Raw genomic sequence first — 22215 nt, 5'->3', positions numbered from 1 at the left:
GGTGTACGGCCGGTTCGGAACGGGGCACCGAGCCCGTGCACTCGTCGTCACCATCGCACACAAGCGGGTACTCCACCTGAACCGGTGTCGAAACCGCGCCCGTGCGAAGGGTGAGCGTCATGGCGGGGAGCGCTACGAGTGTCCGGGACGGTCACGTCATGCCGCGCGGCGCTTCTCCGTCGACCGTGCCTGAGCGGGACGGCCGCGGCGTCCCCGAGCCGAGGCGGACGACGACGCACGGCGCGGACGCTCCACGGCCGGGGCCGCGATGACGACCGGCACACCGGACGGCGCCTGCGCCCCGGTGATCCGGCTCAGCTCCGCCTCGCCCGGACGCACCGCCGTGATCCTCGGGCTGATGCCCGCCGCGGCCATCAGCCGGCTCATCGCGCGCCGCTGGGCGGGCGTCACCAGGGTGACGACGCTGCCGGACTCACCCGCGCGAGCGGTACGGCCGCCACGGTGGAGGTAGTCCTTGTGGTCGGCCGGCGGATCGACGTTGACGACCAGGTCGAGGTTGTCGATGTGGATGCCGCGGGCCGCGACATTGGTCGCCACCAGCACCGTCACCTGACCGCTCTTGAACTGCGCGAGGGTGCGGTTGCGCTGCGGCTGGGACCTGCCGCCGTGCAGGGCGGCCGCGCGGACACCGCTGCCGAGGAGGTGGCTGGTCAGCCGGTCCACCGCGTGCTTGGTGTCCAGGAACATGATCACTCGGCCGTCCCGCGCCGCGATCTCGGTGGTCGTACGGTTCTTGTCCGCGTCGTGCACATGGAGCACGTGGTGCTCCATCGTGGTGACCGCGCCCGCGGAGGGGTCGACGGAGTGGACCACCGGGTCGGTCAGGAAGCGGCGGACCAGCAGGTCGACGTTACGGTCCAGGGTGGCGGAGAAGAGCATCCGCTGGCCCCCCGGCCGCACCTGGTCGAGCAGCGCGGTGACCTGCGGCAGGAAGCCCATGTCGGTCATCTGGTCGGCCTCGTCCAGGACGGTGACGGCGACGTCGTCGAGCCGGCAGTCGCCGCGGTCCATGAGGTCCTTGAGCCGTCCCGGCGTCGCCACGACGACCTCCGCCCCGGCCCGCAGAGCGTTCGCCTGCCGGCCGATCGGCATCCCGCCCACCACGGTGGTCAGCCGCAGCCGTACGGCACGGGCGTACGGGGTGAGCGCGTCGGTGACCTGCTGGGCGAGTTCCCGGGTGGGTACGAGGACGAGGGCCAGCGGCTGCCGCGGCTCGGCGCGCCGGCCCGCCGTACGGGCCAGCACCGCCAGCCCGAAGGCGAGGGTCTTGCCCGATCCGGTGCGACCGCGGCCGAGCACGTCCCGGTCGGCCAGGGAGTTCGGCAGGGTCGCCGCCTGGATCGGGAACGGCACGGTCACGCCCTGCTGTCCGAGCGCGGCCAGCAGCGGCGCGGGCATGTCGAGGTCGGCGAACGACTCGACGGCGGGCAGCGCCGGGGTGATCGTCTTCGGCAGCGCGAACTCGCCCTGCGGCGCGCTCTGTCGGCGTCCGCCGCCCCGGAAACGCTGCGCGGGAGCGGAGCGCCTGACGGACGGGGAGCCGAAGCGGTCGTCGGTACGGGTCGTGCGTGCGGCACGCGCGCGGTTCATATGGAACCTTCCTTGATGCGGGCGCGTACCAAGGAATTTCCGCAATGAAATGAACGGCGCGGAGAATCGCCAGAACGAGCCGAAGGCGGCAGGGATGAATTTCCCTGGAAATGCAGCGAGCTGGGGCCCGCACCCCAAGGTGCGGGCCCCAGCTGCGAAAAATGCATCGGTGCCGGTGTCAGGCGGGAACGATGTTCTCCGCCGTCGGGCCCTTCTGGCCCTGCGCGACATCGAAGGACACCTTCTGGCCTTCCTGCAGCTCACGGAAGCCCTGGGTGGCGATGTTGGAGTAGTGGGCGAAGACGTCGGCGCCGCCGCCGTCCTGCGCGATGAAGCCGAAACCCTTTTCGGCGTTGAACCACTTCACGGTACCGGTGGCCATGTCTTTTCTCCTTCGGAAAACGGTGCTCGGAATCAGCCCTGTGCGGACTCCGTGTCGCCGCGATGATCAGCCCGTCGGAAAAAGACCTTTTGGTAACCACAACCGCAACTTGGATCGACACTAGCACGGTGGGGTCGGCCTGTCCGGGAAAAAAATCACGCTCCGCTTGTCGCCGGCAGACGGAGGGCCAGCAGCGCGATGTCGTCGGTGCTGCCCGGTGACATGCGGGCGGACAGCCGGTCGCACAGGGTGTCCAGCGGTTCGTGGGCGAGCGCGAGGGCGTGCCGGCGCAGTCGGCGCAGCCCGGTGTCGAGGTCGCTGCCGGGGATCTCGATCAGCCCGTCGGTGTAGAGCAGGAGAGTGGAGCCCGGCGGCAGGACGTGCGAGGCGCTCGGCCGTGGGGCCGTGCTTCCCAGGCGTGCTCCGAGGAGGAGCCCCTGCCCGGCTTCGAGGTACCGCGCGTTCCCGTCCGGGGTCAGCAACAGGGGCGGCGGGTGCCCGGCGCTGGTCCAGTGCAGCGTCCACGGGCCGGTGTCCGGGCCTTCCACCCTGGCGAGGACGAGGGTGGCCATCGGCACGGTGGTGATGGCGGGCATGGCGTCGTCGAGGCGGTCCACGACGGCACCGGTCGGCCCGGTGTGGTCCCAGGCGAGGGAGCGCAGGATGCCGTGCAGCTGCGCCATGCCGGCCGCCGCGGTCAGATCGTGGCCCACGACATCGCCGATGACCAGCGCGAGGGAGCCGTCCTTCTGCACGAACGCGTCGTACCAGTCGCCGCCGACCTGGGAGCCGGCCGGGGCGGGCTGGTAGTGGGCGGCCAGCTGGAGCAGGCCGTGCCGGGGCAGCGGGGGGAGGAGGTTGCGCTGCATGGCCTCGGCGACGGCGCGCTGGCGGCCGAACCGGCGGGCGTTGTCGATGACGAGGCCGACCCGGCGGCCGATGTCGCTCACCACCTCGAGGTCGCCCGCGTCGAAGGGGCGTTCCGGGTCGGTGCGCACCAGCGTCAGGGCGCCGGTGACCTGGCGCTTGGTACCCAGCGGCACCGTGATGACGGATGTCGCGCCCGCTGCCCGGAGAAAGCCGGTGTGCACGGCGGCCAGCGGGGACTCGGGAGGGGTGGCCGTGTCCGGCGAGTCGTGCAGGACGGGGTCGCCGCCGTGCAGGACCTGGACCACCGGTGAGCGGGTCTTCTCCCCGGCGGGGGGAAGGCGGCCGCGCCAGTCCTCCTGCCCCGCGTCCCGGCCCTCGGGACCGGTCACCGCCACCCGGTGCACCTGGCGGGAACCGATGCGGAGGTCCACCGCCGCCCAGTCGGCCAGGCGTGGAACCAGCAGCCGGCTCAGCCGGGCGAGCGCCTCGTCGACCTCCAGGGTCTGACCGAGTACGTCGCTGATCTCCGCGACCAGCGTGAGCCGTTCGGCGAGGCTCTGCAGTGCGCTCGTATGAGCCGCCTGTTCGGCCTGTTCCGCGTCGTTGCGCCGCGTGTCGTGGTCCGTCGCGGTCTCGGTGACGAGTACGACCATGCCCGTCGCGGTGCCGCCGTCGTGAAGGGGCGAGGCGGACCAGGAGACCGGGACCAGCCGTCCGTCGCCGCGCAGGCACCGGTCGTCCTCCGCTCGCGCCGTACGTCCCTCGGCCAGCGCCCGCAGCAGGGGGCACTCCTCCCGCGGGATGCGGACGCCCTCGGGGTCCCGATGGCACAGGTCATGGATGTCCTGCCCGTACATGGCCGCCCCGGCGCGCCCCAGCAGCCGCTCGGTGGCCGGGTTGACGGCGACGATCCGCCCGTCCCGGTCCACCACGGCCACGGCCGTGCGCAGTTGCTCGACGACCTGCCGCCACAGCCCCGGCGCCGCCGCCGCTAGCCGCCGCTCGCTCTCTCCGTCGGCCCTCATCCGCGTCGGCAGCCCGTCCCCTGTGTCGCGCTCCGGGCCGGGCCGCGTGACGGGCCTGGGAGATCAAAGACGGCCATGGAACTCACCTGCCTGTCGGCGAGGGCATCCTGCTCCACATGCCCATCGACCCCACGCTACTCTGCGCCCGCCTGCCGGGCGCATTTCGTACGGTACGGCCGGAGTAGGCTGAAGGTATCGGGAGCCACTCGAACATCGGCGTTCCCGCAGGTGCAGTTCCCGGTGATCGGCAATGCCGGGCCGTCACGGACGAGCCCGGGGACAGGTTCGCGTCATGAACGTGACCATCGACCGTATGACACCGGCCGGGCGCGCCCACGCGCCGCCCCAGCGCTACTCCCTGACGGCATCGAGCCCGGCCGCGCGCCGCATGAGGACGACCGCGAGCCCGGAGGGCCGGGAGAGCCCCGAGGTCCGAAGCCGCGAAGCGGCGTGGGAGACCGAGGGCGGAGCTGTTCCGCCGCCGCGGTCCCGGGGACCGAGGAGGTGAGGGCCATGACGCTCATCGGCGTGGCCGTACTGCTCATCCTGATCGTCATCGGCGTCTTCCTGATCCGTCGCCTCAACGCCCAACACGACGCGCGTATAGCGGACTTCCGCTACAGCAACGCCTTGCCGGGCATCGGCCGCCGCCTCCGCGGACGTCACGGCTCCACGGCGCGGCGCCGGCCGAGCGCCCCCGGCGTTCCCGCTGACGGCACGCAGACGCATCCCGCCCCGTCCACCGAGGACCGCCCCCGGACCGGGCTGCCGTCCTAGTTCTACGACCTTCTACGACGCGCTCTTCGTAACGCGGACCGCGTCGGCGCCCCTGGGTGATCGATTTCAGTCCCCAGGGGCGCTTTTCCATGCCACCTTTGATTGGCTTCGGGGCGGTGTGGTGCTGTCATGCCCGGCATACCGACTCCGGCCCGGGGTCGCTAAGTTGAGCGCGGCTTCACCGCTCGCGCGGCCAATTACACCTTTATCCACCGGAATCCCGGCAAACCGAACAGAGATCGAGGCGCATGTTGTCACGGGGGTTTTCGCGAATATCTGGCAGCACGGCGTCCTCGGTGTGGGGCCGGCCACGGCACAGACTCTGGGCCGTGGCGGCGGTGACGGCTCTCGGGTTCCTCGTCGTGCTGGAGCTGACCACGCGTCGCTACGGCCTGCCCGGGCCGCTCACCAACCAGGTCGCTGAGTTGATATGGCGTCCCAAATCGGCTGCCCTGTTGTACGCCGGCATGTCGTTGACGATGGTGGTGCTCACCTGGCGGCAACGTTTCATCGCGGTCGGAGCGGCGATCGGTATCGACGTCGTTCTCGCACTGGCACGCTGGGCGTTCGGGGTCGGGGGGACCGAGGGCTACCCCTTCGGCAACGGCGCGTTGTGGGTGATGCTGGGCTGCGCGGTCATCGCCTTCACCCGCCGTACCGGCCGGGAACGCGTGCTGCTGCTGAAGGGCGTCGGCCTGGGCCTGTTGCTGGTGGCCGGCCGTAAGACGGGCGACACCTGGCTGCTGATCACGTCGAAGACCCGCCCGGAGGTGCTCGACCCGTACGTGGCGACCGCCGATCACGCGCTGGGCAACCCGTCGTGGGTGGCGGGCCGGATCGTCGGGGCCACGGGCCCGGTCGGCGCTCATGTCCTGCACGCGGTCTACGGTCAGCTCGCCGTGGCCGCGGTCGTCGTGGCGCTGTACCAGCTCCGCAACGTGGCGGCCGAGCGCCGCTTCCCGAGACACCATCTGGTGCGTACGTTCCTGGTGATCGGCCTGCTCGGGCCGGCCATCTACATGATCTTTCCCGTGGTCGGCCCGGTCTTCGCCTACGGCACCGGCGCGTTCGGCACGGGAAGCGCGCACTGGGCGGTCGCCGAGCTGTGGCCGCACACCCCGCCGCCGGTCGGCTCCCCGCACCCGGTGACGTACGACATGATCACGCCCCGCAACTGCATGCCCAGCCTGCACACGGCGTGGGCCACCGCGATCTTCATCCACTCCCGCAGGGCCCCACGCCTCATGCGCCACGCGGGCACGTTCTGGCTCGTCGCCACCCTCGTCGCGACGCTGGGATTCGGCTACCACTACGGCATCGACCTCATCGCCGGCGTGGTGTTCACGCTCACGATCGAGACGGCCCTGCGCGCATACGACCACGGCTGGGAGCGTCCGGCCGTCCGGCTGATCGCCTACGGGGTGGGCGTCTTCACCGCGCTCCTGCTCTCGGTCCGCTACGTGCCGGTGGAGATGGCGAAGCACCCCTTGGTGGCCGGCCCCCTCCTCCTCCTGGCGCTGGCCACGATGATCCACGGCTACGTACGGACCACCAGCCGGTGGGAACCGAAGCCCGTGCCGCTGTCCACGACCGTGCGGGCGGCAGCGGCAACCCCGTGATGTTCACGGCCTGAGGGCGACCTGAACGGGCCCGGACGCATCACGGCATCCGGGCCCGGGGGCGGTGTGGCGGAGGGCGGTTCAGAACAGGCCCTTGTACCCCTGCCAGCCGGTGGCGATCTTGGTGCGGCCGCCGAAGGAGCCCTTGCCGTTGCCGTTGTTGCGCCAGACGGCGCCGGAGGTGTCCCGGGAGACGATGTCGGCTCGGCCGTCGCCGGTGATGTCGCCCACGCCCACGATCACGTCGTACGACGAGCCCCAGTCGCTGAAGACCTTCACGCGGCCCTTGAACGTGCCGGCCGCGGTGCCGCCGTAACGCCACAGCTCGTTCGACCTGTCCTGCACCAGCAGGTCGCCGTGACCGTCGCCGTCCAGGTCACCCGCGCCGAGAATCTTCTTGTAGCCCGTCCACTTGGACGCGATCTTCACCCTGGCGGAGAGCCTGCCCGTGCTCGTCGTCTTGTAGAGGTAGACGTCGCCGGTCGAGGACTGGCGGGCGATCAGGTCGGCCCGGCCGTCACCGCTGAGGTCGCCGGGCGACGTCAGCACGTCGTACTGGTTCCAGCCCGTGCCCAGCGCGGTGTACGCGGTGGAAGGCTTCACCGCCGCCCCGCACGCGGGCCGGTAGGCGCGCAACTCGCCGCCGCTGAACCGCACGAGCACGTCGTTGCACCGGTCACCGCTCAGGTCACCGAACGGCACCGCCTTGATCGAGGCCGGCCAGCCCGAAGCCGAGGTCTTCGCCGAGAACTTCCCCGCGCCGTCGCCCCGGTGGAAGGTCAGCCCGCCCGCGGAGTTGAGCGTGAGCAGGTCACCGGTCCCGTCGGAGCCGATCTGGTCGCGCCGCACGGCCGCGCCACCGGTCAGCTTCAGCGAGCCGGACGAAGCCGCCGACGCGCCGTGCCGGTCGGCCGGGATCACCGTCAGCGTCCAGGTGTACGTGCCGTTCGGTACGTACGCCCCCGAGGACGTCCTGCCGTTCCAGCTCGCGTGGACCGCGTCGGTCGCCGCGCCGCCGGACAGGGTGCGCAGGGTGGCGCCGGTCGCCTTGTTCCGGAACACCAGGGTCCACGACGCGGCCGGCCGCGACAGCCACCACGTGCCGTCCCACGAGGACGACGGGCTCACCAGGCCGACCGAGGCGGCCGTCCTCGCGCCGATGACCGCGAGGTCCGTGGCGGGGACGCCACCGCGTACGACGTGGATGTCCTGGGTGGCGGACTCCACGTAACCGACCAGGCCGGTGTACGGATCGACGTCCCAGGTCCCGGCCTTGGCCACCAGCATCCGGCTCACCGCGGAGCCCCGGCTGACGTCCGTGAGGATCAGCGCACCGGAACCGGGGTCGCGCGAGACCAGGAAGCCGTCACCCAGTCGACTGTCCGCCGCCGCGGGTACGGCGACGAGCGTCTTCCCACGGGTGTCGTACACGACGGCCTTCTGCGCCGTGCCGCCCTGGGGAAGGTCGCACCAACCGGACCAGTACACCCAGCGTCCCACCGCCCGGACGCCCCCCGAAGCACAGCCGGCGGGTGCCTGGAACGACGTGACCGCGCTGCCCGAACGCACCTCCGTGGCCGTCACGGTGCCGTCGCCGGCCGCCGTCCACAGCGTCTCGCCCCACAGGGCGGCGGAGGCCGGCTGGGCCGCGCCCGTACGGGTGAGCACGACCTTCCCCGTGTCCAGGTCGGCCACGTTCAGGCCGTCGCCCTTGGGCGTGGGCCCGGTCCAGGCCGCGTACCGGCCCGCCGCGTCCAAGAGCTCGTGGTTGTCCTGGAGGCCGGAGGCCAGCACGGTGCCGGGGAGGGACTTGTCCCGGTCCAGGACGGCGATCTCCCCGAGCACGTCCAGCGTCACCGCCCGGCCGTCACCCGTGCCCGTCAGGGTCGGACAGCTCCCGTAGTCCCCGTTCAGCACCCCGCACCGCGTGGTTCCGCCCCGGTCCGCGCGCGGGCCCGCCGCCAGGGTCCCGGCCGTGGTCAGGGAGCGGCTGTACAGATGCGTCGCGCCGTCGCCCGACTCGTAGGTCAGCAGCTCACCGCCGCTCAGGTCCAGCGACTCGACGCCCATGGGCCTGGGCGGGACGTCCACGATCCGGCGTGCCCTGGGCAGACCGTCGGGCCCCGCTTCGATCCTGGCGATGCCGTAGTCCTGGGAGGACTCTCCGCCGGCGACGACCAGGTCGCCGTCCGGGGTGGCGACGGTCGTGGGGTCGGCCCGCTTGAGCAGGGGCAGCTCCGCGGAGCCGTCGAAGGGGAGCGCGGAGACACTCCAGACGGAGGAGCTGTCGCGCCGCGCGACGACGAGCGCGTCACCGACGACGCCGAGAATCTTGTGGGAGGGGTCGGACGTGAACGCGACCTCGTGCGCGGGCGCGTCGTAGGAACTGTCGGCGTACACCCGCACCCGCGACGTGCCGTACCGGGAGGCCAGGTAGCCGGCGCCCACCACGGAGTCCACGCTCGCCACCCCAGGCGGCAGCACCGTGGCGGCACCGGTCCGCGGATCGACCCAGGCGTAGTGCGGGACTCCGTCCGGGCCCTGGAAATTGACGAGAATGCCGGAGGCGGAACCCCTGGTGAAGAAGAGGAAGGCCACCCCGTCCGGGAGACCGGTGACGGGCGTCTGCACCGTGCTGCCGCTCTCGTCGCGTAGCAGGAACAGCCGGTTCCGTGCCCCGTCCTTCGACGTGCTGGTCAGGACGGTGTGCCCGTACGTCTGCATATAGCTCTGGCTCGCCGGGACCGTCACGGTCTCCGTCGCACCGGTGCCCATGTCGCGGAGGACGACCTTGCCGCCAGTGGCTTGGGACGGGCTCAGGGCGACGACATCCGAACCGGTGCCGTACGAGCCCAGGGTGCGCGGCCCGAGCCCCTCGCCTCCATCCACCGGCTTACGGCTGCCGTCGTACCCGGTCCACCAGAGCCCGGAGCCGTCGGCGGTGGAGCGATACTCCAGAAAGCCGGAGGTTCCCGCGCTCTGCAGGTACACCGTGCGCGGAGTCGTCCGCATCGTCGCCGGCAGAACGATCTCCGACGCGCCCTCCGCGTACGCGGGCGCCATCACCGTCACGGCGGACGCGGAGAGCGCCAGGCCGATGACGGCAGCCAGAGAGCCACGCGCGAACCTACGACGAGTCACTTGCCACCCCTCCCCTGCGGAGGGCCCCATCCCCCCGAACAAGCGGGCGGATCTTAGCAGTTACCCGAGGTGGGGGTGGGCTCTTACCGGGGCTCAGCGCACGGGAAAGCCGAAGGAGTAGCCCTGCTCCTTCAGCCGGGGCAGGACGCGGCGAAGGGCCTCGACGGTCTGGGAGCGGTCGCCTCCCGCGTCGTGGAACAACAGCGTCGGGCCATTGGGGAGTTCACGCTCGACGGTGGCGACGATGGCGTCCGTGCCCGGCTGCTCGAAGTCCTTGGTGTCCACGTTCCAGCCCAGCGGGCGCATGCCCCGGGAGGCGGCGAGCTTGCGGCTGTCGGGGGTGAAGGCGCCGCCGGGGGCCCGGTAGTACATCGGCCGTACGCCCCCGGACGCCTTGGTGATCATGCGTTCGGCGTCGAGGATCTGCTGCGACTGGTAGGCCACGGACTTCTTGTCCATGGTGGTGTCGTGCGACACCGTGTGGTCGCACAGCCGGTGCCCGGCCGCGACGACCTGCTTCACCAGGTCGGGGTGGGCCTGCGCCTGGGTCCCCACCATGCAGAACGTGGCCTTCACCCCGTACTCCCGCAGTACGTCGAGGACTTGAGGGGTCCAGTTGGGGTCTGGGCCGTCGTCGATGGTGATGTTGACGCCGCGCGCGCCCTTGTCGGAGGCGTGCGCGATGGTCACGTCGACCGTCTTGACGCTGCTCGTCGCCGCCTTCGGCGGAGGTCCGCCCGCGGTGTCGGCCTGCGCGGTCCATATGGAGGCACCGACGGCGAGCATCGTCACCCCGAGCGCCGCCCCGACCACCTTGCCGTACCAGCCCCGCGTTCCGTTGTGCCGTGCCATGCCCGTTTCCCCGCTTCCGCTGCCGCCCCGCCGAACCCCGGCCGCGTCGCGACCACTTGTCAGGACGGGAAGCGGCGGCCGGGGGATGCGCGTGTTACCGATCACGGACGATTCCGGGGGATTCCCCGGACAACGTCCCTACCAGGTGAGGGCGTCCGCCGCGTTGTCCTGCCAGTAGGTGACGGCGGCGGCGCTGTTGAAGAAGGCACCGCCGTTCGGCAGGGTCAGGGTCTTCTCCTTGTCGGTCCCGCTCCCGCTCCGGTCGGTGAAGAGCACGCCCAGGGTCTTCACGGTGCCGCCACCCTCGCCGTCGGGGGAGTACGTGGCGATGCCCGCGTACGCGGACTGGCCGGGCTCGAGCGTCACCACGGCCTGCGGGGTGCTCTCCTCGACCCAGGCCAGCGGGGCCTGGGCGTCGGCCCCGGCCCGCAGGAAGGGGGCGCTGTAGGCGTAGCAGGACTTGGTGCCGGTGTTGGTGGCCTTGAGCAGCAGGTGGTTGATCGGGCGGGTCGCCTCGGTGACGGTCAGCTTGGTGTTCGCCGTGGTGCAGGTGACCGGGGACGCCTTGGTGGTGGCGGAGGCGGTCGCCGCGCCGGCCTGGACGCCGAGGAGTGCGAGTGCGGCGATGACCACCATGGAGGAGGCGGTGGCGCGGGACGTGGAACGAGTGGCGATACGCATGAGTGGACTGCCTTGTCTGTAAGGGAGTGGCGCTTCCGTGAGTGCAACGCGCCCGGGGCGCGGGGGAAGCGGAGCCGAGCGGGGCCGTCACCGTGTCCGGTGGGTCGCCGTGCTTGGATGACCAGAGCCTGTGCCACGCGGCGTCCCATCCGCCATTCCATCGGGATTTTCGGGACGCTGGGATGCCCGCACCGGCTCTGACCTGGGGAAACGTGACCGCCCTGGGATGCCGAACGGAATGGGGAACCTGGTGGGGGCGGCTGAGGAGATCGCGGATTTCGCCGCGCTGTTACGCGAGTTGAAGCAGCGGTCCGGGCTGAGTTACGAGGGTCTGGCGAAGCGTGCGCACATGAGCACCTCGACGCTGCACCGCTACTGCCGGGGGGACGGAGTACCGGCCGACTACGCGGCCGTCTCCCGCTTCGCCCGCCTGTGCAGGGCGACCCCGGACGAACTGGTCGAGCTGCACCGCCGCTGGGTCCTGGCGGACGCGGCACGGGAGCGGGGGCGGCGGGTTGCGGCGAACCCGGTGGAGGAGCCGGCGGAAGCGCCCGGCGCGGACCCGGAGCCGCGCTCCGCGCAGCCCAGCACTCCCCCAGCTCCTCCCGTCCTGCTGGAGGAGACCGCCCCCGGCCGCCGGACCGCCCGCAGGCGGTGGGTCCTGGTCGCGGCCGTCGTCGCCGTCGTCGTCGCCGTGGCCACCGCGCTCACCGTCGACCGGGACGGCCGGGACGCCGACCCGTCGGCGCCCGGTACCGCCACGGGCGTTGCCCGGGACGGCGCCGGGGTCCCCCTCACGGTGAGCACCCGCACCTACGGCTGGGACGACCCGCAGTGCGAGGGGAAGTACCTGATCGACCGGCCTCCCGCCGAGGTCGCGCCGCCGGTGATGGGCCAGTACGTGCCGGGCTGGGTGAAGGCACACCGCGCCGTCGCCGCCGACGGGCAGCGGGTGGCGCTGACCGTCCAGGGCACCGGGGACGAGGCCGTCGTCATCGAGTCCATGCACGTCGGCGTGGTCGATTCGAGCGCGCCGCCGGCCTGGAACGCGTATCTGGGGTCGTCGGGCTGCGGCGGAGGGGTGGAGACGAGGTCGTTCGACACGGATCTCGACGCCGTCCACCCCGTCCTCGTGCCGAAGGCGGGCCAGCGCGGCTTCCCCTACAAGGTCAGCCGGTCCGACCCCGAGGTGCTGTACATCACCGCCCATGCCGACACCCACGACGTGAAGTGGTACGTGGATCTGCAGTGGAACAGCGGTGGCCGTCAGGGAACCATCCGGATCAGCGACCGCGGAACCCCGTTCCGCACGAGCGGGAGCCGGGGGCGCCCTGTCTACGAGTACCTCCTCGGCGGCACCCACTGGTACAAGGACGCCTGAGACCGGCCGGCAGCCCCCGGAAAAGCGAAGAAGGCCCAGGTCAGCGACCTGGGCCTTCATTCTTTCGGCTCAGAAGAGGCCCTTGAACCCGTTCCAGCCGCCCGTGCCTACCAGCACCCGCCCGCCGTAGGTGCCGGCCCCCGTGGAGGCGTACCGCCACAGCTTCCCGGCGGTGTCCCGCGCCAGCAGATCGGCGCGACCGTCCCCGGACACGTCACCGGTGCCGACGAGAGCGGAGTAGACGTCCCAACCGCCGCCGACCCGCACCCGCGTGGTCACGCCGCCGGTGGAGGTCCCGTAGTACTCCCACAGCACACCGGCGGAGTCGACCCCGAGCAGGTCGCCGCGCCCGTCCCCGTTCAGGTCCCCGGCGCCGACGATCTGCTTGTACAGCTTCCAGTTCGTCTGGATGCGCAGCCGGGACTTCAGCCGGTGGTCGCCCGTGCCCGCGTAGAAGTAGATGTCACCGGTGGACGTCTGGCGCGCGATCAGGTCGGCGAAGCCGTCTCCGTTGACATCGCCCGGCGACGTCAGCTGGTCGTACTGGGCCCAGCCGGAGCCGATCGCCGTGTACGGCGACGAGGCGGTGACGACCTTCCCGCAGCCCGGCCGGTAGGCCCGCAGCTGGTCGCCCACCCGCACGAGCACATCGGCGCACCGGTCCCCGTCCACGTCCCCGACGGGCACGAGCACGGAGCCGGCGGCGAAGTTGTCGCCGGACCCGGCGATCCGGGACGACAGCCCCCCGGAGCCGGTGCCCCGGTACAGCGACACGGCTCCGGCCGCGTCCGTCGCCAGCAGGTCGCCGAACCCGTCGTCACCGGCCATGTCCCGCCACACGGCGGCGCCGCCGGTCACCGGCACCGTCCCGGAGACGGAGAGATCCGCCTGAACGCCGTCGGCGGGCTTCGCGGCCAGGGTCCAGGTGTACGCCCCGTTCGGCACGTACGCCCCGGCCGCGTCCTTGCCGTCCCACGTCGTCGAGATCAGGCCGCGGGCCTCCCCGCCGGTGAGCGTGCGCACCGTCTTCCCGGTCGCCTTGTTCTTCAGCGTCAGCGACCACGACGCCGCCGGCTTCGACAGCCACCAACGCGGCTTCCACACACCGTCCTTGATGTCCAGGGCGGGTGTGTCGGAGTCGATGACGGCGATCTGGGAGGCCGGAACGCCCGACGGGACGATCCGCACCCGGCGGTCCTCGCCCGTGTAGGCGACATGGCCGCCGAAGCGGTCGACGGTCCACCCGGACCGGCGCCCGGTCCGGTCGCCGAGCTGGGCGGCGGTGACGATCACCCGCTGCGGCAGGTCCGCTTCCTTGGCACTGGCCGGGAGCCCGTTGTGCAGGTCGACGAGGGTGAGGCCGGCCGCGTCCGAGCGGTGGACCAGGTAGCCGTCCCCGAGCAGCGTCTCGTCGCCGCCCAGCTTCAGGGAGCGCTTGGTCTGCCGGTCGTAGACGCCGGCTCCCTTGAAGTCGTTCCAGTAGTTGCTGCACCGCCAGTACACCCAACGCCCCACGGCCTGGAGATCGCTGGGAACGCAGCCGGCGTCGAAGGACTCGGCCGCGGCACCCGTCGACAGGTTCTTCGACGTCACCCCGGTCGGCACGCCCGAAGTGGTGTCGTCCCACCGGCCGAGGGCGCTCCACAGGGTGTTGCCCCAGACGGCGGCGGCGACCGGCTCACGCTTCGTGAGCACGCTGCCGGTGTCGGGGTCCTCGAGGTCCAGGATCGCCTGTGTGCCCCCGGCCGCCTGGTTCACGACGCCGAAACGGCCGGAGAGATCCACGAGTTCGGGGTTGTAGAGCCCGGAGGTCACCTGCGGGCCCCATGCGGCTGCTCCGTTGCGGTAGAGCATGGTGACGTTCTGCTCGGTCGCCGCCTTGCGGCCGTGGTGGCCGTCGCCGCCGGCGAACATGGTCACGCAGTAGCTGCCGTCGTTGGGGTTGCAGCCGTCGTCGTCCCGGCCGGACACGAGGCCGTCGGTGGTCGACTTCAGCTCCTCGGGACGGCCCGAGGTCTTCAGCCAGGTGCTCCGGTAGCCGCCGATGTAGGTGTAGGGGCTGTAGTACTGCGAGTCGTCGGCCGTGGTGAGGATGCCGCTGCCCAGCGAGATGCCGACCGGCTTGGCCTCCCGGTCCTCGATGTCGGCCAGGCGCTTGCGGGTGACGGTGCCGTCGGCGGCGGGGGTGAAGAGGTAGTACCCCCAGTCGAGGGCGCCGAAGTCGGTCCTCTTCTCCGCTCCGGCCACCAGGAGCGAGCCGTCGGGCGTGCGGCTGATGGTGGGTGAGGCGACATCCAGCAGGAACTGCCGCGGTTTCCCCGTGGTGTCGCGGAGGACGAGCTGGTTGCCCCGGTACTCGTTGTCGCCGGGGTTGGGCGGTGTCACGGTGACGAAGCGGTCGCCGAGACGGCGGACGACGTCCTGGTATCCGGCCACGTCTCTCAGGTCGACGGTGGTGGGTTCGGCGTCCAGGTCGTCACGGCGGTACACCAGGGCGGCGTCGTTGGAGGGGGCGCCGAGCTGGAAGACGGTGTCCCGGTCGAAGGAGACGCTCTCGCCGTGCGTGGAGAGCGCCTTCACGCTCCCGGTGGCGAGGTCGACGACCCACCACCCCTGGGACATCGTGGTGTCCTCCCACTTGATGCCGCGCACGGCGACGGACCGGGCGTCGCCCTCGCTGATGCTGAGGTGCCACCCCTCCGGCAGGCCCTCCAGCCGCTGGTCCCGCACCTCGCCGTCCACCAGACGCAGGAGGTGCAGGTCGGTGACGGAGTTCTCGGCGCCGGTCCGGGTGATGACGGTGTCCCCGTACGTCGCCACGTACGTCTGGCCCGCCGGGACCGGCACCGTGACCGACGCGCCGCCACCGGCCCGCTGCTGGAGGGTCACGTGCGGTGCGGGGGACGTGGAGTAGAGGGCGACGGTGTCCGAGCCGTGGCCGAAGTCCGCCGGGTACTGGGCGAAGCGGTAGTCGTCCACGTCGTACTCGAGCGGCTTGGGCAGCCGCTGGTCGAGGACGGTCGTCGCCCCGGTGGCGTAGTCGGTCCAGCGGAGGCGGTCGTCACCCTCCTGGGCGGCGAGGAAGCCGGTCTCACCGGCGTTCAGCACGATGGTGGCGCGGGGCACGAAGCGCGCGCCCGGCGTGACGACGACAGGGTCGGTGGACGTGCCGGGACCGTCGGCGACGGCCGTCCCCGCGGCGGCGCCGATTCCGGCGGTCACGGAGAGCGTGACGGTGAGAGCGATACGGCCGAGCGCGCGTTGGCGGCGCCCGACCCGCTTGTTCAGCGGACGAAACACGAAACAGTCCCTCCCCAGGGCGATCGACGCAAGGGGGGCGCTCAATGAACCGCCGCTCGTCCCTGCGTGAGCAGGGTGACAGTAGCAGGAGGGATCGTAGACCGACATCCGGGTTTCGAACCCGTTCAAGAAGGCGGTTGACCTGGGCGGATATATCGCGTGGGTCACCAATCGGAGCGGGGGTCCTGCCCGCCGGGCGCCCTCTGTAGCGCCCCCCTTTCCATCGCCACCACCACCGCCCTCGTCCGGTCGTTCACGTCGAGCTTGGCGAACAGACGGAGCAGGTGGGTCTTCACCGTGGCCTCGGCGATGACGAGCCGCCGCCCGATCTCCGCGTTGGTCAGACCATCCGCCACCGCGTTCAGCACGTCCGCCTCGCGGGCCGTCAGCGGGGCCTGGGCGGGCTGCCGCATCCGGGCGACGAGCCGCTCGGCCACCCGGGGTGCCAGCACCGTCTCACCGCGGGCCGCCGCGTGGATCGCGTCGGCCAGCTGCTCACGGCTGGTGTCCTTGAGGAGGTAGCCGATGGCTCCGGCCTCCACCCCGCGCTCGGTCTCCGCGTCGGTGTCGTACGTCGTCAGGATCAGCACGCGAGCACGATGATGGAGGCGAAGCCCTGCGCGAGTGTGTCGTGGATGTCCCGCGCCATCCGCTCCCGCTCGTCCGCCGCCCCCTGGCGCTGGTGTGCCTCGGACAGCTGTGCCTGGGTCCGTTCCAACTCGACGATGAGCCGCGCCCGTTCCGTGCTCTGCGCCACCACCGAGTGCGCCCACAGCCCGATCAGCACACCCACGGCGACGACGATCAGCGTGGACACGAGCGTCTCGGTGAAGAACTCGACCGACCAGCCGTCCTGCCGCAGGACGCTCCCGGCCAGGGTGCCGGCCGTGGCGAGCCCCAGAAACCCCATCGAGGCCCTCGGGGTCCTGCCGAACATCCAGTAGTGCGGCAGCGTGACCATGAACACCAAGACGAACGCGCCGGGATACATCAATCCGGTACATGGACTACCCTTGGTACATGTCCATGAAGCGCACCAACGTCTACGCCGACCCCGAGGACCTGGCCATCATCAAGGAGGCCGCCAAGCGCCGGGGTATAAGCGAGGCCGAGATCATTCGTCAGGGCATCCACCTCGCAGCCATGGCCAATCGCGTCTGGGACGAGCCGTTGTTCTCGCGCACCTTCGAGGGGCCGGGGCGGACGCTGCCCAGGTCGGAGGTCCGCGACACGGTCGCCGAGGCCGTCCGGAGTGAGACCGGCTCGAGTTCCGGATCCGCCGCGTGATCATTGTCATCGCCGACACGTCCGGCCTCCTGGCGGCCCTGGACTCGGTTCATCCGGAACACCGGGCGGCGAACGAGGCGATCATGGCGGCGGGTCTGCTGGTCATGTCCCCGCTCCTGCTGGCCGAACTGGATCACGTGGCGACGCGTGAGCTCGGCAGGGAGGCTGCCCTCAGCGCGGTCGACGACCTGCGGCGCTGGATGAGCCGGGGTCGTGTGATCCTGCCGGAGATCACGGAGGACCACCTGGCCGCCGCCCAGTCTGTCCGTGTCCGCTACCGGGCGCTGAACCTCGACCTCGCCGACGCGGTGAACGTGGCGCTTGCCGCCGACTACGACACGGACGCGATTCTCACCCTGGACCGACGAGACTTCCGGGCCGTACGTCCGTTGGGCCGCCACAAGGCGTTCCGGGTACTCCCCGACGACCTCCCGCTCTGACGGCCTGCTCACCGGTGCCTGGACGCCATCGGTCGCCGGTCACCCGTAGAGCGAGCGGGCTCCCGAGCTGTCGCCCTTGAAGCGCTGGCCCGCGGCGATCTCCTCACCGACCACCGACCAGACGGTCTCGTCGTCCTGGAAGGGGAGCGGATCGATGCTGCTCGTCTGCTGACGGACTTGCTCCACCTCGCGCTCCAAGCGCTCGAAGCCGGCTTCCTCGTCATCGTCGCCACCGCTGAAGGTGAACTCGTCCAGCAGGCGCTGGAACCGGAGGGTGACCTGGATGAGGGAGGAGACGTCCGTGTGGAGCTCCTGCGCGGTCTCCTCGTCGGCGTCGAAGGCGTGCACCTTGCCGGAACCGGGGTCGAGGGCGAGGTGGGCGTTGAGCAGCCAGCCGATGACGGGCCACTCGCCCGCGTCCTCCGAGGCGTCCTCGAAGTCCTCGACGTCGACGACGTCCCGTACGAGGGGCAGCCGGCCGGAGTCCGCGTCGGGCTCACGCAGCCGGAGCGTCCCGGTGGGGACGCCGACGGTCCACAGGAGGCGGGGACCCTCGGTGTCCGCGACGGCGGGCGGGAAGGCGGTGGCGGGCAGGGAGGTGATGCGGTCGTCGCCGAAGACGTCGACGAGTTCGCTGCGGGTGACGTCGAAAAGCACTCTCGGAACTCCGAACTCGGCGGCGGGACGGGCGCCGTGGGACTTTCAGCGGACGGAATCGGTGACAACAAGTGCACGATGGTCCATGGCTGCCCGTCCACTGGTCCGGACAACAAAGAACCCCCGGGTCACTGACCTGGGGGTTTCGTGGAGCGGGTGACGAGAATCGAACTCGCGCTCTCAGCTTGGGAAGCTGATGTTCTACCATTAAACTACACCCGCGCAATACGGACATATCGACCAGGGTGCAGTCGGTGTCTGAACGCCCGCTCACTGTACCCCATGGTCGAGTCGGGGAGGGGTGGGCCGGGGGTACGGTGGGGGCGTCGGGCGCCCCGGAGTGCCGCCTGGAAGGTCGTCTCTTTGATCCCGTAATGTGCCTTTCGGCGTCGGGGGAGCGAGCCCGACGCGGCTCCTGGGGAAGGGACTTGAGGGACTTGATGGAACGCACCGTCGTCCGCTGCGCGGACGGACACGTCTTCAGCGCCGCTTCGTTCCCGATGCAGCAGGCCGAGCGGCTCGGCCCCGGCCGGCTCGTCCGGTGTCCGCGCTGCGCCCGGCTGCGCAGCGTGGTGCCGGTCGCCCTGCAAAAGCGGTGACGCGGAAGCGGTAGGCACAGCAGTACAAGGGGCGCGGACTCGTCACGATTGTCGGCGGTCCGCGCCCCTTGCGTATCCTCGGGACGTGCTTCTCTCAGACAAGGACATCCGGGCCGAGATCGACGCCGGGCGGGTCCGGATCGATCCCTTCGACGAATCCATGGTTCAGCCCTCGAGCATCGACGTACGGCTGGACCGTTACTTCCGGGTGTTCGAGAACCACCGGTACCCGCACATCGACCCCTCGGTCGAGCAGGCGGACCTCACCCGGCTCGTGGAGCCCGAGGGCGACGAGCCGTTCATCCTGCACCCCGGTGAGTTCGTGCTGGCGAGCACGTACGAGGTCATCTCGCTGCCCGACGACCTCGCCTCCCGCCTGGAGGGCAAGAGCTCCCTCGGCCGGCTCGGCCTGGTCACCCACTCCACCGCCGGGTTCATCGACCCCGGCTTCAGCGGTCATGTGACCCTGGAGCTGTCCAACCTCGCCACCCTGCCGATCAAGCTCTGGCCCGGTATGAAGATCGGCCAGCTGTGCATGTTCCGGCTGTCCTCGCCCGCCGAGCACCCCTACGGCAGCGAGCGCTACGGCTCCCGCTACCAGGGCCAGCGCGGCCCGACCGCCTCGCGGTCCTTCCTGAACTTCCACCGGACCCAGGTATGAGGACGACGAAGATATGAGTGACGTGCGGGAGAACCTCACCTACGAGCGCTTCGGCACAGCCGTCCGCGAGCTGGCGCAGACCATCGCGGACGACGGCTACGAGCCCGACATCGTGCTCAGCATCGCGCGCGGCGGCGTCTTCGTGGCCGGCGGCCTGGCCTACGCCCTGGACTGCAAGAACATCCACCTGGTGAACGTGGAGTTCTACACCGGCGTCGGCACCACGCTCGACATGCCGGTGATGCTGGCGCCCGTCCCGGCCGCGATCGACTTCTCCGACAAGAAGGTGCTCATCACCGACGACGTCGCCGACACCGGCAAGACGCTCAAGCTGGTGCGCGACTTCTGCCTCGACACCGTCGCCGAGGTCCGCTCCGCCGTCATCTACGAGAAGTCCCACTCCCTGGTGAAGTGCGAGTACGTCTGGAAGCGCACCGAGGACTGGATCAACTTCCCGTGGAGTGTCGAGCCGCCCGTCGTGCGCCGGACCGGGCAGGTCCTGGACGCCTGAGAGCACCCCGCACAGGAAAGGGCCCCCGGAGCATCGAGCTCCGGGGGCCCTTTCTCACGTCAGGAGCTGGTCAGAACGTCCCCAGCTTCACGATCGACAGCAGCGCGATCAGCTGGATCGCGGACGCGCCCAGCGCCTTCGGCCAGGGCAGGTCGTGGGAGCGGGAGACCATCAGGGTGAGCAGGGCGCCCGCGGCGAGCCAGGTGATCCAGCCGATGACCTGGACGAAGCTCGCGTCGCCGCCGGCGAACATGGCGACGACCAGGCGCGGGGCATCCGTCAGCGACATGATCAGCATGGACAGGGCGACCGTGGGCTGCCAGGCGCCGTCGCCGCCGAGCTGGCGGGCCAGGGTGTGGGTGACCACGCCCAGGACGAACGCGCTCAGCACCATCGCCACCGACGTGACCAGCACGATCGGGATCGCGTTGGTGAGCGTCGCGCCGATCACGTCCGCGCGGGCGCCGTCGAAGCCGAAGACGGCGAGCATGCCGTAGAGGAACGTCACGATCAGGGCGGGGCCCCACATCGTGTAGTCCCGCATGCGCAGGAAGGTCGGGTCGGGGGAGAGGATGATCCCCTTCAGCAGTTTCTTCCAGTGCAGCGGCGGGCCGGACGGGCCCGCCGGGGCGGCCGAGCCCGCGTGGTAGGTCTCGCCCTGGTTGTAGGCGGACGCTTCGTCGATGGAGAACGCCTGGGTGTGGCCCGGCTGGTTCGCCGCGTACGGGTCGTGCCCACCGCCCTGAGGCGCGTGCCCGTGGTCGCCGAAGTACTCCGGCCCGTCGTTCACCGGCCCCGGGTACCCGTAACCGTGCCCCTGCGGGTTCCCTTGCGGGTGCCCCGGACGGGGGTAGCCCTGCTGGCCCTGCGGGTAGCCGTAGCCGGGCCCCCGCTGCCCGGGGTGCGGGGCCTGGCCGCCGTACGACGGTCCCTGGGGCGCGTGCGCCTGCTGTCCTTGCGCGGTGCGGTTGTCCCGGTCCCCGCGTCCCATCCTGAATCCAGCCACCCGTCGAACGTACCTGCTCCCGGCCGTCCGCGTGCCGGGCCCAGGGGTTCGGGCCCGGCATTGCGGCCATCCTGTGACATCCCCTAAGGGACCGTCAGGGGGAAGACAGGGGGCGGGCAGGGGTTTCGGTGAGGACGCGGAGCAGAGGGGGCGTTCGTGCCCATGGGGCATCGCCGGGCCGTGGGGGGCAGGATGGGGGCATGAGCGTAGTGAAGATCAATGTGCTGACCGTTCCCGACGAGCAGCGGGAGATGCTGGAGAAGCGCTTCGCCTCGCGGGCGCACGCCGTGGAGAACTCCGACGGTTTCGAGTGGTTCGAGCTGCTGCGGCCGGTCGAGGGCACCGAGCAGTACCTCGTCTACACCCGCTGGCGCGACGAGGAGTCGTTCCAGGCATGGATGGAGGGTCCGATGAAGGCCGCCCACCAGGGCGGCGGCGAGGGCGGCGAGCGGCCGAAGCCCGCGGCCAGCGGCTCCACCCTGTGGTCCTTCGACGTGGTCCAGCAGGCCGCCCCGAAGCACGCCTGACACCCGCCCCGCGCACGCGACGGCGCCCCCTGCCCCGAGTACGGGAGCGGGGGGCGCCGTCGCGTGGTCCGGGCGCGCCCGGTCAGGCGCGGCGGACCCTCACCCCGCCGGCCTCGAAGTCGTAGATGTTCCTGTTGATACGCAGGCCGTCCACCGCGCCGGTCCACAGGTGGTCGCGGCCCTTGCCGACCGCGGCCGTGTAGATGACCGGTGCCGCGCCGCCGTCGTTCAGCGATGCCTTGACCTGGGCGAACGTGCAGGGAGCGGCCTGTGTGCAGGCGGTCTCGCCGCCCGTCAGGAACCAGGTGCCGGTCGTGGTCGCGTCCAGGTAGCCGCTCCAGCGGTTGGTCGTGGTGACCGGGCCGGGGACCCACACCAGCGTGGAGTAGGTGTCACCGGGGTGGGCGGCGACGTTCGGGTTGATCTCGAACTTGATGTTGGGCAGGTTCCGGTTGCCGCCGTACGTGACGTTCTCGCCGGTCTGGAAGACGCGGAAGCCGACCTGGGTGAGGCCGAGCACCGGGTTGCCGTAGAAGTCGACCTCGTTGCCGAAGTCCACCTTCTCGCTGGGCGGGGTCAGCGAGGTGGAGTTGTCCGCCACCTCGATGCCGAGGCTTCCGGTGCCGAAGGGCGGCCGGGCGGCGGCGCCGGTGACGCCGAACGAGCCGTAGGGGCCCTCGCGCAGCGCGGCCACCGGTGAGCCGATGGTGTTGCGGGTGATGACGCCCCAGTGGTCCGCGCTGCCGGTTCCACCGCCGGCGGCCGAGGCCGGTACCTGGAGGGCCGTGGCGGCGAGGGCGGACAGTGCGGCGATCGTGAGCGCCTTTGCGCGGCTCACGCCAAAGCGAGCTTTCACACTCACTCCCTGATTCGTGTCGAGACGAGGCG

20 protein-coding genes, 1 tRNA gene and 1 pseudogene are annotated in these 22215 nt (G+C 71.1%); 9 read left to right on the top strand and 13 right to left on the bottom strand.

The window, feature by feature from the left end; all coding sequences use genetic code 11:
* Positions 1–156: 156 nt before the first annotated feature.
* The 3 genes from ACIGA3_RS17220 to ACIGA3_RS17210 all read right to left on the bottom strand — a co-directional run bounded on the left by ACIGA3_RS17220 (position 157) and on the right by ACIGA3_RS17210 (position 3888).
* A complete protein-coding gene (locus ACIGA3_RS17220) occupies positions 157–1611 on the bottom strand; it encodes a DEAD/DEAH box helicase (protein WP_399715992.1) in 1455 nt (484 codons plus the stop codon).
* 178 nt (positions 1612–1789) lie between these two features.
* Entirely contained in the window at positions 1790–1993 is a 204-nt protein-coding gene (locus ACIGA3_RS17215; protein ID WP_161148376.1) for a cold-shock protein, read from the bottom strand.
* Between the two features lie 155 nt (positions 1994–2148).
* Entirely contained in the window at positions 2149–3888 is a 1740-nt protein-coding gene (locus tag ACIGA3_RS17210) for a SpoIIE family protein phosphatase (protein WP_399715989.1), read from the bottom strand.
* A 513-nt stretch (positions 3889–4401) separates the two neighbouring features.
* Here ACIGA3_RS17210 and ACIGA3_RS17205 point away from each other — a divergent pair.
* Together ACIGA3_RS17205 and ACIGA3_RS17200 are read left to right on the top strand one after the other, a co-directional pair.
* Positions 4402–4665 (top strand): hypothetical protein, encoded by a 264-nt coding sequence (locus ACIGA3_RS17205; protein WP_399715986.1) that lies wholly within the window; start codon positions 4402–4404, stop codon positions 4663–4665.
* A gap of 248 nt (positions 4666–4913) precedes the next feature.
* Entirely contained in the window at positions 4914–6284 is a 1371-nt protein-coding gene (locus ACIGA3_RS17200; RefSeq protein WP_399715983.1) for a phosphatase PAP2 family protein, read from the top strand.
* 81 nt (positions 6285–6365) lie between these two features.
* Here ACIGA3_RS17200 and ACIGA3_RS17195 read toward each other — a convergent pair whose 3' ends face one another.
* The 3 genes from ACIGA3_RS17195 to ACIGA3_RS17185 form a co-directional block, all read right to left on the bottom strand.
* Entirely contained in the window at positions 6366–9425 is a 3060-nt protein-coding gene (locus tag ACIGA3_RS17195; protein ID WP_399715980.1) for an FG-GAP-like repeat-containing protein, read from the bottom strand.
* A 93-nt stretch (positions 9426–9518) separates the two neighbouring features.
* Complete coding sequence (locus tag ACIGA3_RS17190; RefSeq protein WP_399715978.1) at positions 9519–10277, bottom strand: polysaccharide deacetylase family protein; 759 nt, start codon at positions 10275–10277, stop codon at positions 9519–9521.
* A 138-nt stretch (positions 10278–10415) separates the two neighbouring features.
* On the bottom strand, positions 10416–10958 hold the full coding sequence (locus ACIGA3_RS17185) for a DUF4232 domain-containing protein (RefSeq protein WP_399715975.1): 543 nt from the start codon (positions 10956–10958) through the stop codon (positions 10416–10418).
* Between the two features lie 226 nt (positions 10959–11184).
* Here ACIGA3_RS17185 and ACIGA3_RS17180 point away from each other — a divergent pair, with 226 nt between their 5' ends.
* Complete coding sequence (locus ACIGA3_RS17180; RefSeq protein WP_399715972.1) at positions 11185–12339, top strand: helix-turn-helix domain-containing protein; 1155 nt, start codon at positions 11185–11187, stop codon at positions 12337–12339.
* A gap of 69 nt (positions 12340–12408) precedes the next feature.
* On the opposite strand, the gene ACIGA3_RS17175 is transcribed toward ACIGA3_RS17180, so the two are convergent.
* The 3 genes and pseudogenes from ACIGA3_RS17175 to ACIGA3_RS17165 all read right to left on the bottom strand — a co-directional run bounded on the left by ACIGA3_RS17175 (position 12409) and on the right by ACIGA3_RS17165 (position 16288).
* Positions 12409–15639 carry an FG-GAP-like repeat-containing protein gene (locus ACIGA3_RS17175; RefSeq protein ID WP_399715969.1) on the bottom strand — a complete coding sequence of 1077 codons (3231 nt, stop codon included), beginning with the start codon at positions 15637–15639 and terminating at the stop codon, positions 12409–12411.
* A gap of 164 nt (positions 15640–15803) precedes the next feature.
* Positions 15804–16238 (bottom strand): annotated as a pseudogene (locus ACIGA3_RS17170) (LuxR C-terminal-related transcriptional regulator); the annotation flags it as partial.
* On the bottom strand, positions 16223–16288 hold the full coding sequence (locus tag ACIGA3_RS17165) for a hypothetical protein (RefSeq protein WP_399716664.1): 66 nt from the start codon (positions 16286–16288) through the stop codon (positions 16223–16225). The gene ACIGA3_RS17165 and the pseudogene ACIGA3_RS17170, both read right to left, overlap by 16 nt.
* Positions 16289–16659: 371 nt before the next feature.
* On the opposite strand from ACIGA3_RS17165, the gene ACIGA3_RS17160 reads away from it, so the two are divergent.
* Positions 16660–16926, top strand: a complete 267-nt coding sequence (locus ACIGA3_RS17160; RefSeq protein WP_399715967.1) for a CopG family transcriptional regulator — start codon at positions 16660–16662, stop codon at positions 16924–16926.
* On the top strand, positions 16923–17366 hold the full coding sequence (locus ACIGA3_RS17155; RefSeq protein ID WP_399715964.1) for a PIN domain-containing protein: 444 nt from the start codon (positions 16923–16925) through the stop codon (positions 17364–17366). Before ACIGA3_RS17160 ends, ACIGA3_RS17155 begins: the two co-directional genes overlap by 4 nt.
* A 39-nt stretch (positions 17367–17405) precedes the next feature.
* On the opposite strand, the gene ACIGA3_RS17150 is transcribed toward ACIGA3_RS17155, so the two are convergent.
* Positions 17406–18023, bottom strand: coding sequence for an SUKH-4 family immunity protein (locus tag ACIGA3_RS17150; RefSeq protein WP_399715961.1), 618 nt, complete (start codon positions 18021–18023; stop codon positions 17406–17408).
* Positions 18024–18171: 148 nt separating this feature from the next.
* Positions 18172–18245 (bottom strand) — tRNA-Gly (locus ACIGA3_RS17145).
* Positions 18246–18463: 218 nt separating this feature from the next.
* Between ACIGA3_RS17145 and ACIGA3_RS17140 the strand changes: the two genes are divergently transcribed.
* The 3 genes from ACIGA3_RS17140 to ACIGA3_RS17130 all read left to right on the top strand — a co-directional run bounded on the left by ACIGA3_RS17140 (position 18464) and on the right by ACIGA3_RS17130 (position 19794).
* The gene (locus ACIGA3_RS17140; RefSeq protein WP_399715958.1) at positions 18464–18622 is read left to right on the top strand and encodes a hypothetical protein; all 159 of its coding nucleotides are present in this window, start codon (positions 18464–18466) and stop codon (positions 18620–18622) included.
* Between the two features lie 85 nt (positions 18623–18707).
* Positions 18708–19283, top strand: a complete 576-nt coding sequence (dcd, locus tag ACIGA3_RS17135; RefSeq protein WP_399715955.1) for a dCTP deaminase — start codon at positions 18708–18710, stop codon at positions 19281–19283.
* A gap of 13 nt (positions 19284–19296) precedes the next feature.
* Positions 19297–19794, top strand: coding sequence for a phosphoribosyltransferase (locus tag ACIGA3_RS17130; protein WP_393594093.1), 498 nt, complete (start codon positions 19297–19299; stop codon positions 19792–19794).
* A 70-nt stretch (positions 19795–19864) separates the two neighbouring features.
* Here the strand turns inward: ACIGA3_RS17130 and ACIGA3_RS17125 are convergent, their stop codons facing one another.
* Positions 19865–20800: a YIP1 family protein gene (locus tag ACIGA3_RS17125; RefSeq protein WP_399715952.1), complete on the bottom strand. Its 936-nt coding sequence runs from the start codon at positions 20798–20800 to the stop codon at positions 19865–19867.
* Between the two features lie 200 nt (positions 20801–21000).
* Between ACIGA3_RS17125 and ACIGA3_RS17120 the strand changes: the two genes are divergently transcribed.
* Positions 21001–21327 carry an antibiotic biosynthesis monooxygenase family protein gene (locus ACIGA3_RS17120; RefSeq protein WP_399715949.1) on the top strand — a complete coding sequence of 109 codons (327 nt, stop codon included), beginning with the start codon at positions 21001–21003 and terminating at the stop codon, positions 21325–21327.
* An 82-nt stretch (positions 21328–21409) separates the two neighbouring features.
* Here the strand turns inward: ACIGA3_RS17120 and ACIGA3_RS17115 are convergent, their stop codons facing one another.
* A complete protein-coding gene (locus ACIGA3_RS17115) occupies positions 21410–22165 on the bottom strand; it encodes a hypothetical protein (protein WP_399715946.1) in 756 nt (251 codons plus the stop codon).
* Between the last annotated feature and the right edge of the window lie 50 nt (positions 22166–22215).

The organism is Streptomyces sp. NPDC085596, assembly GCF_044541565.1.
GTDB lineage: Bacteria > Actinomycetota > Actinomycetes > Streptomycetales > Streptomycetaceae > Streptomyces.
The sequence above is the reverse complement of the archived record's forward strand: the minus strand, read 5'-3'. Positions and strand labels throughout refer to the sequence as shown.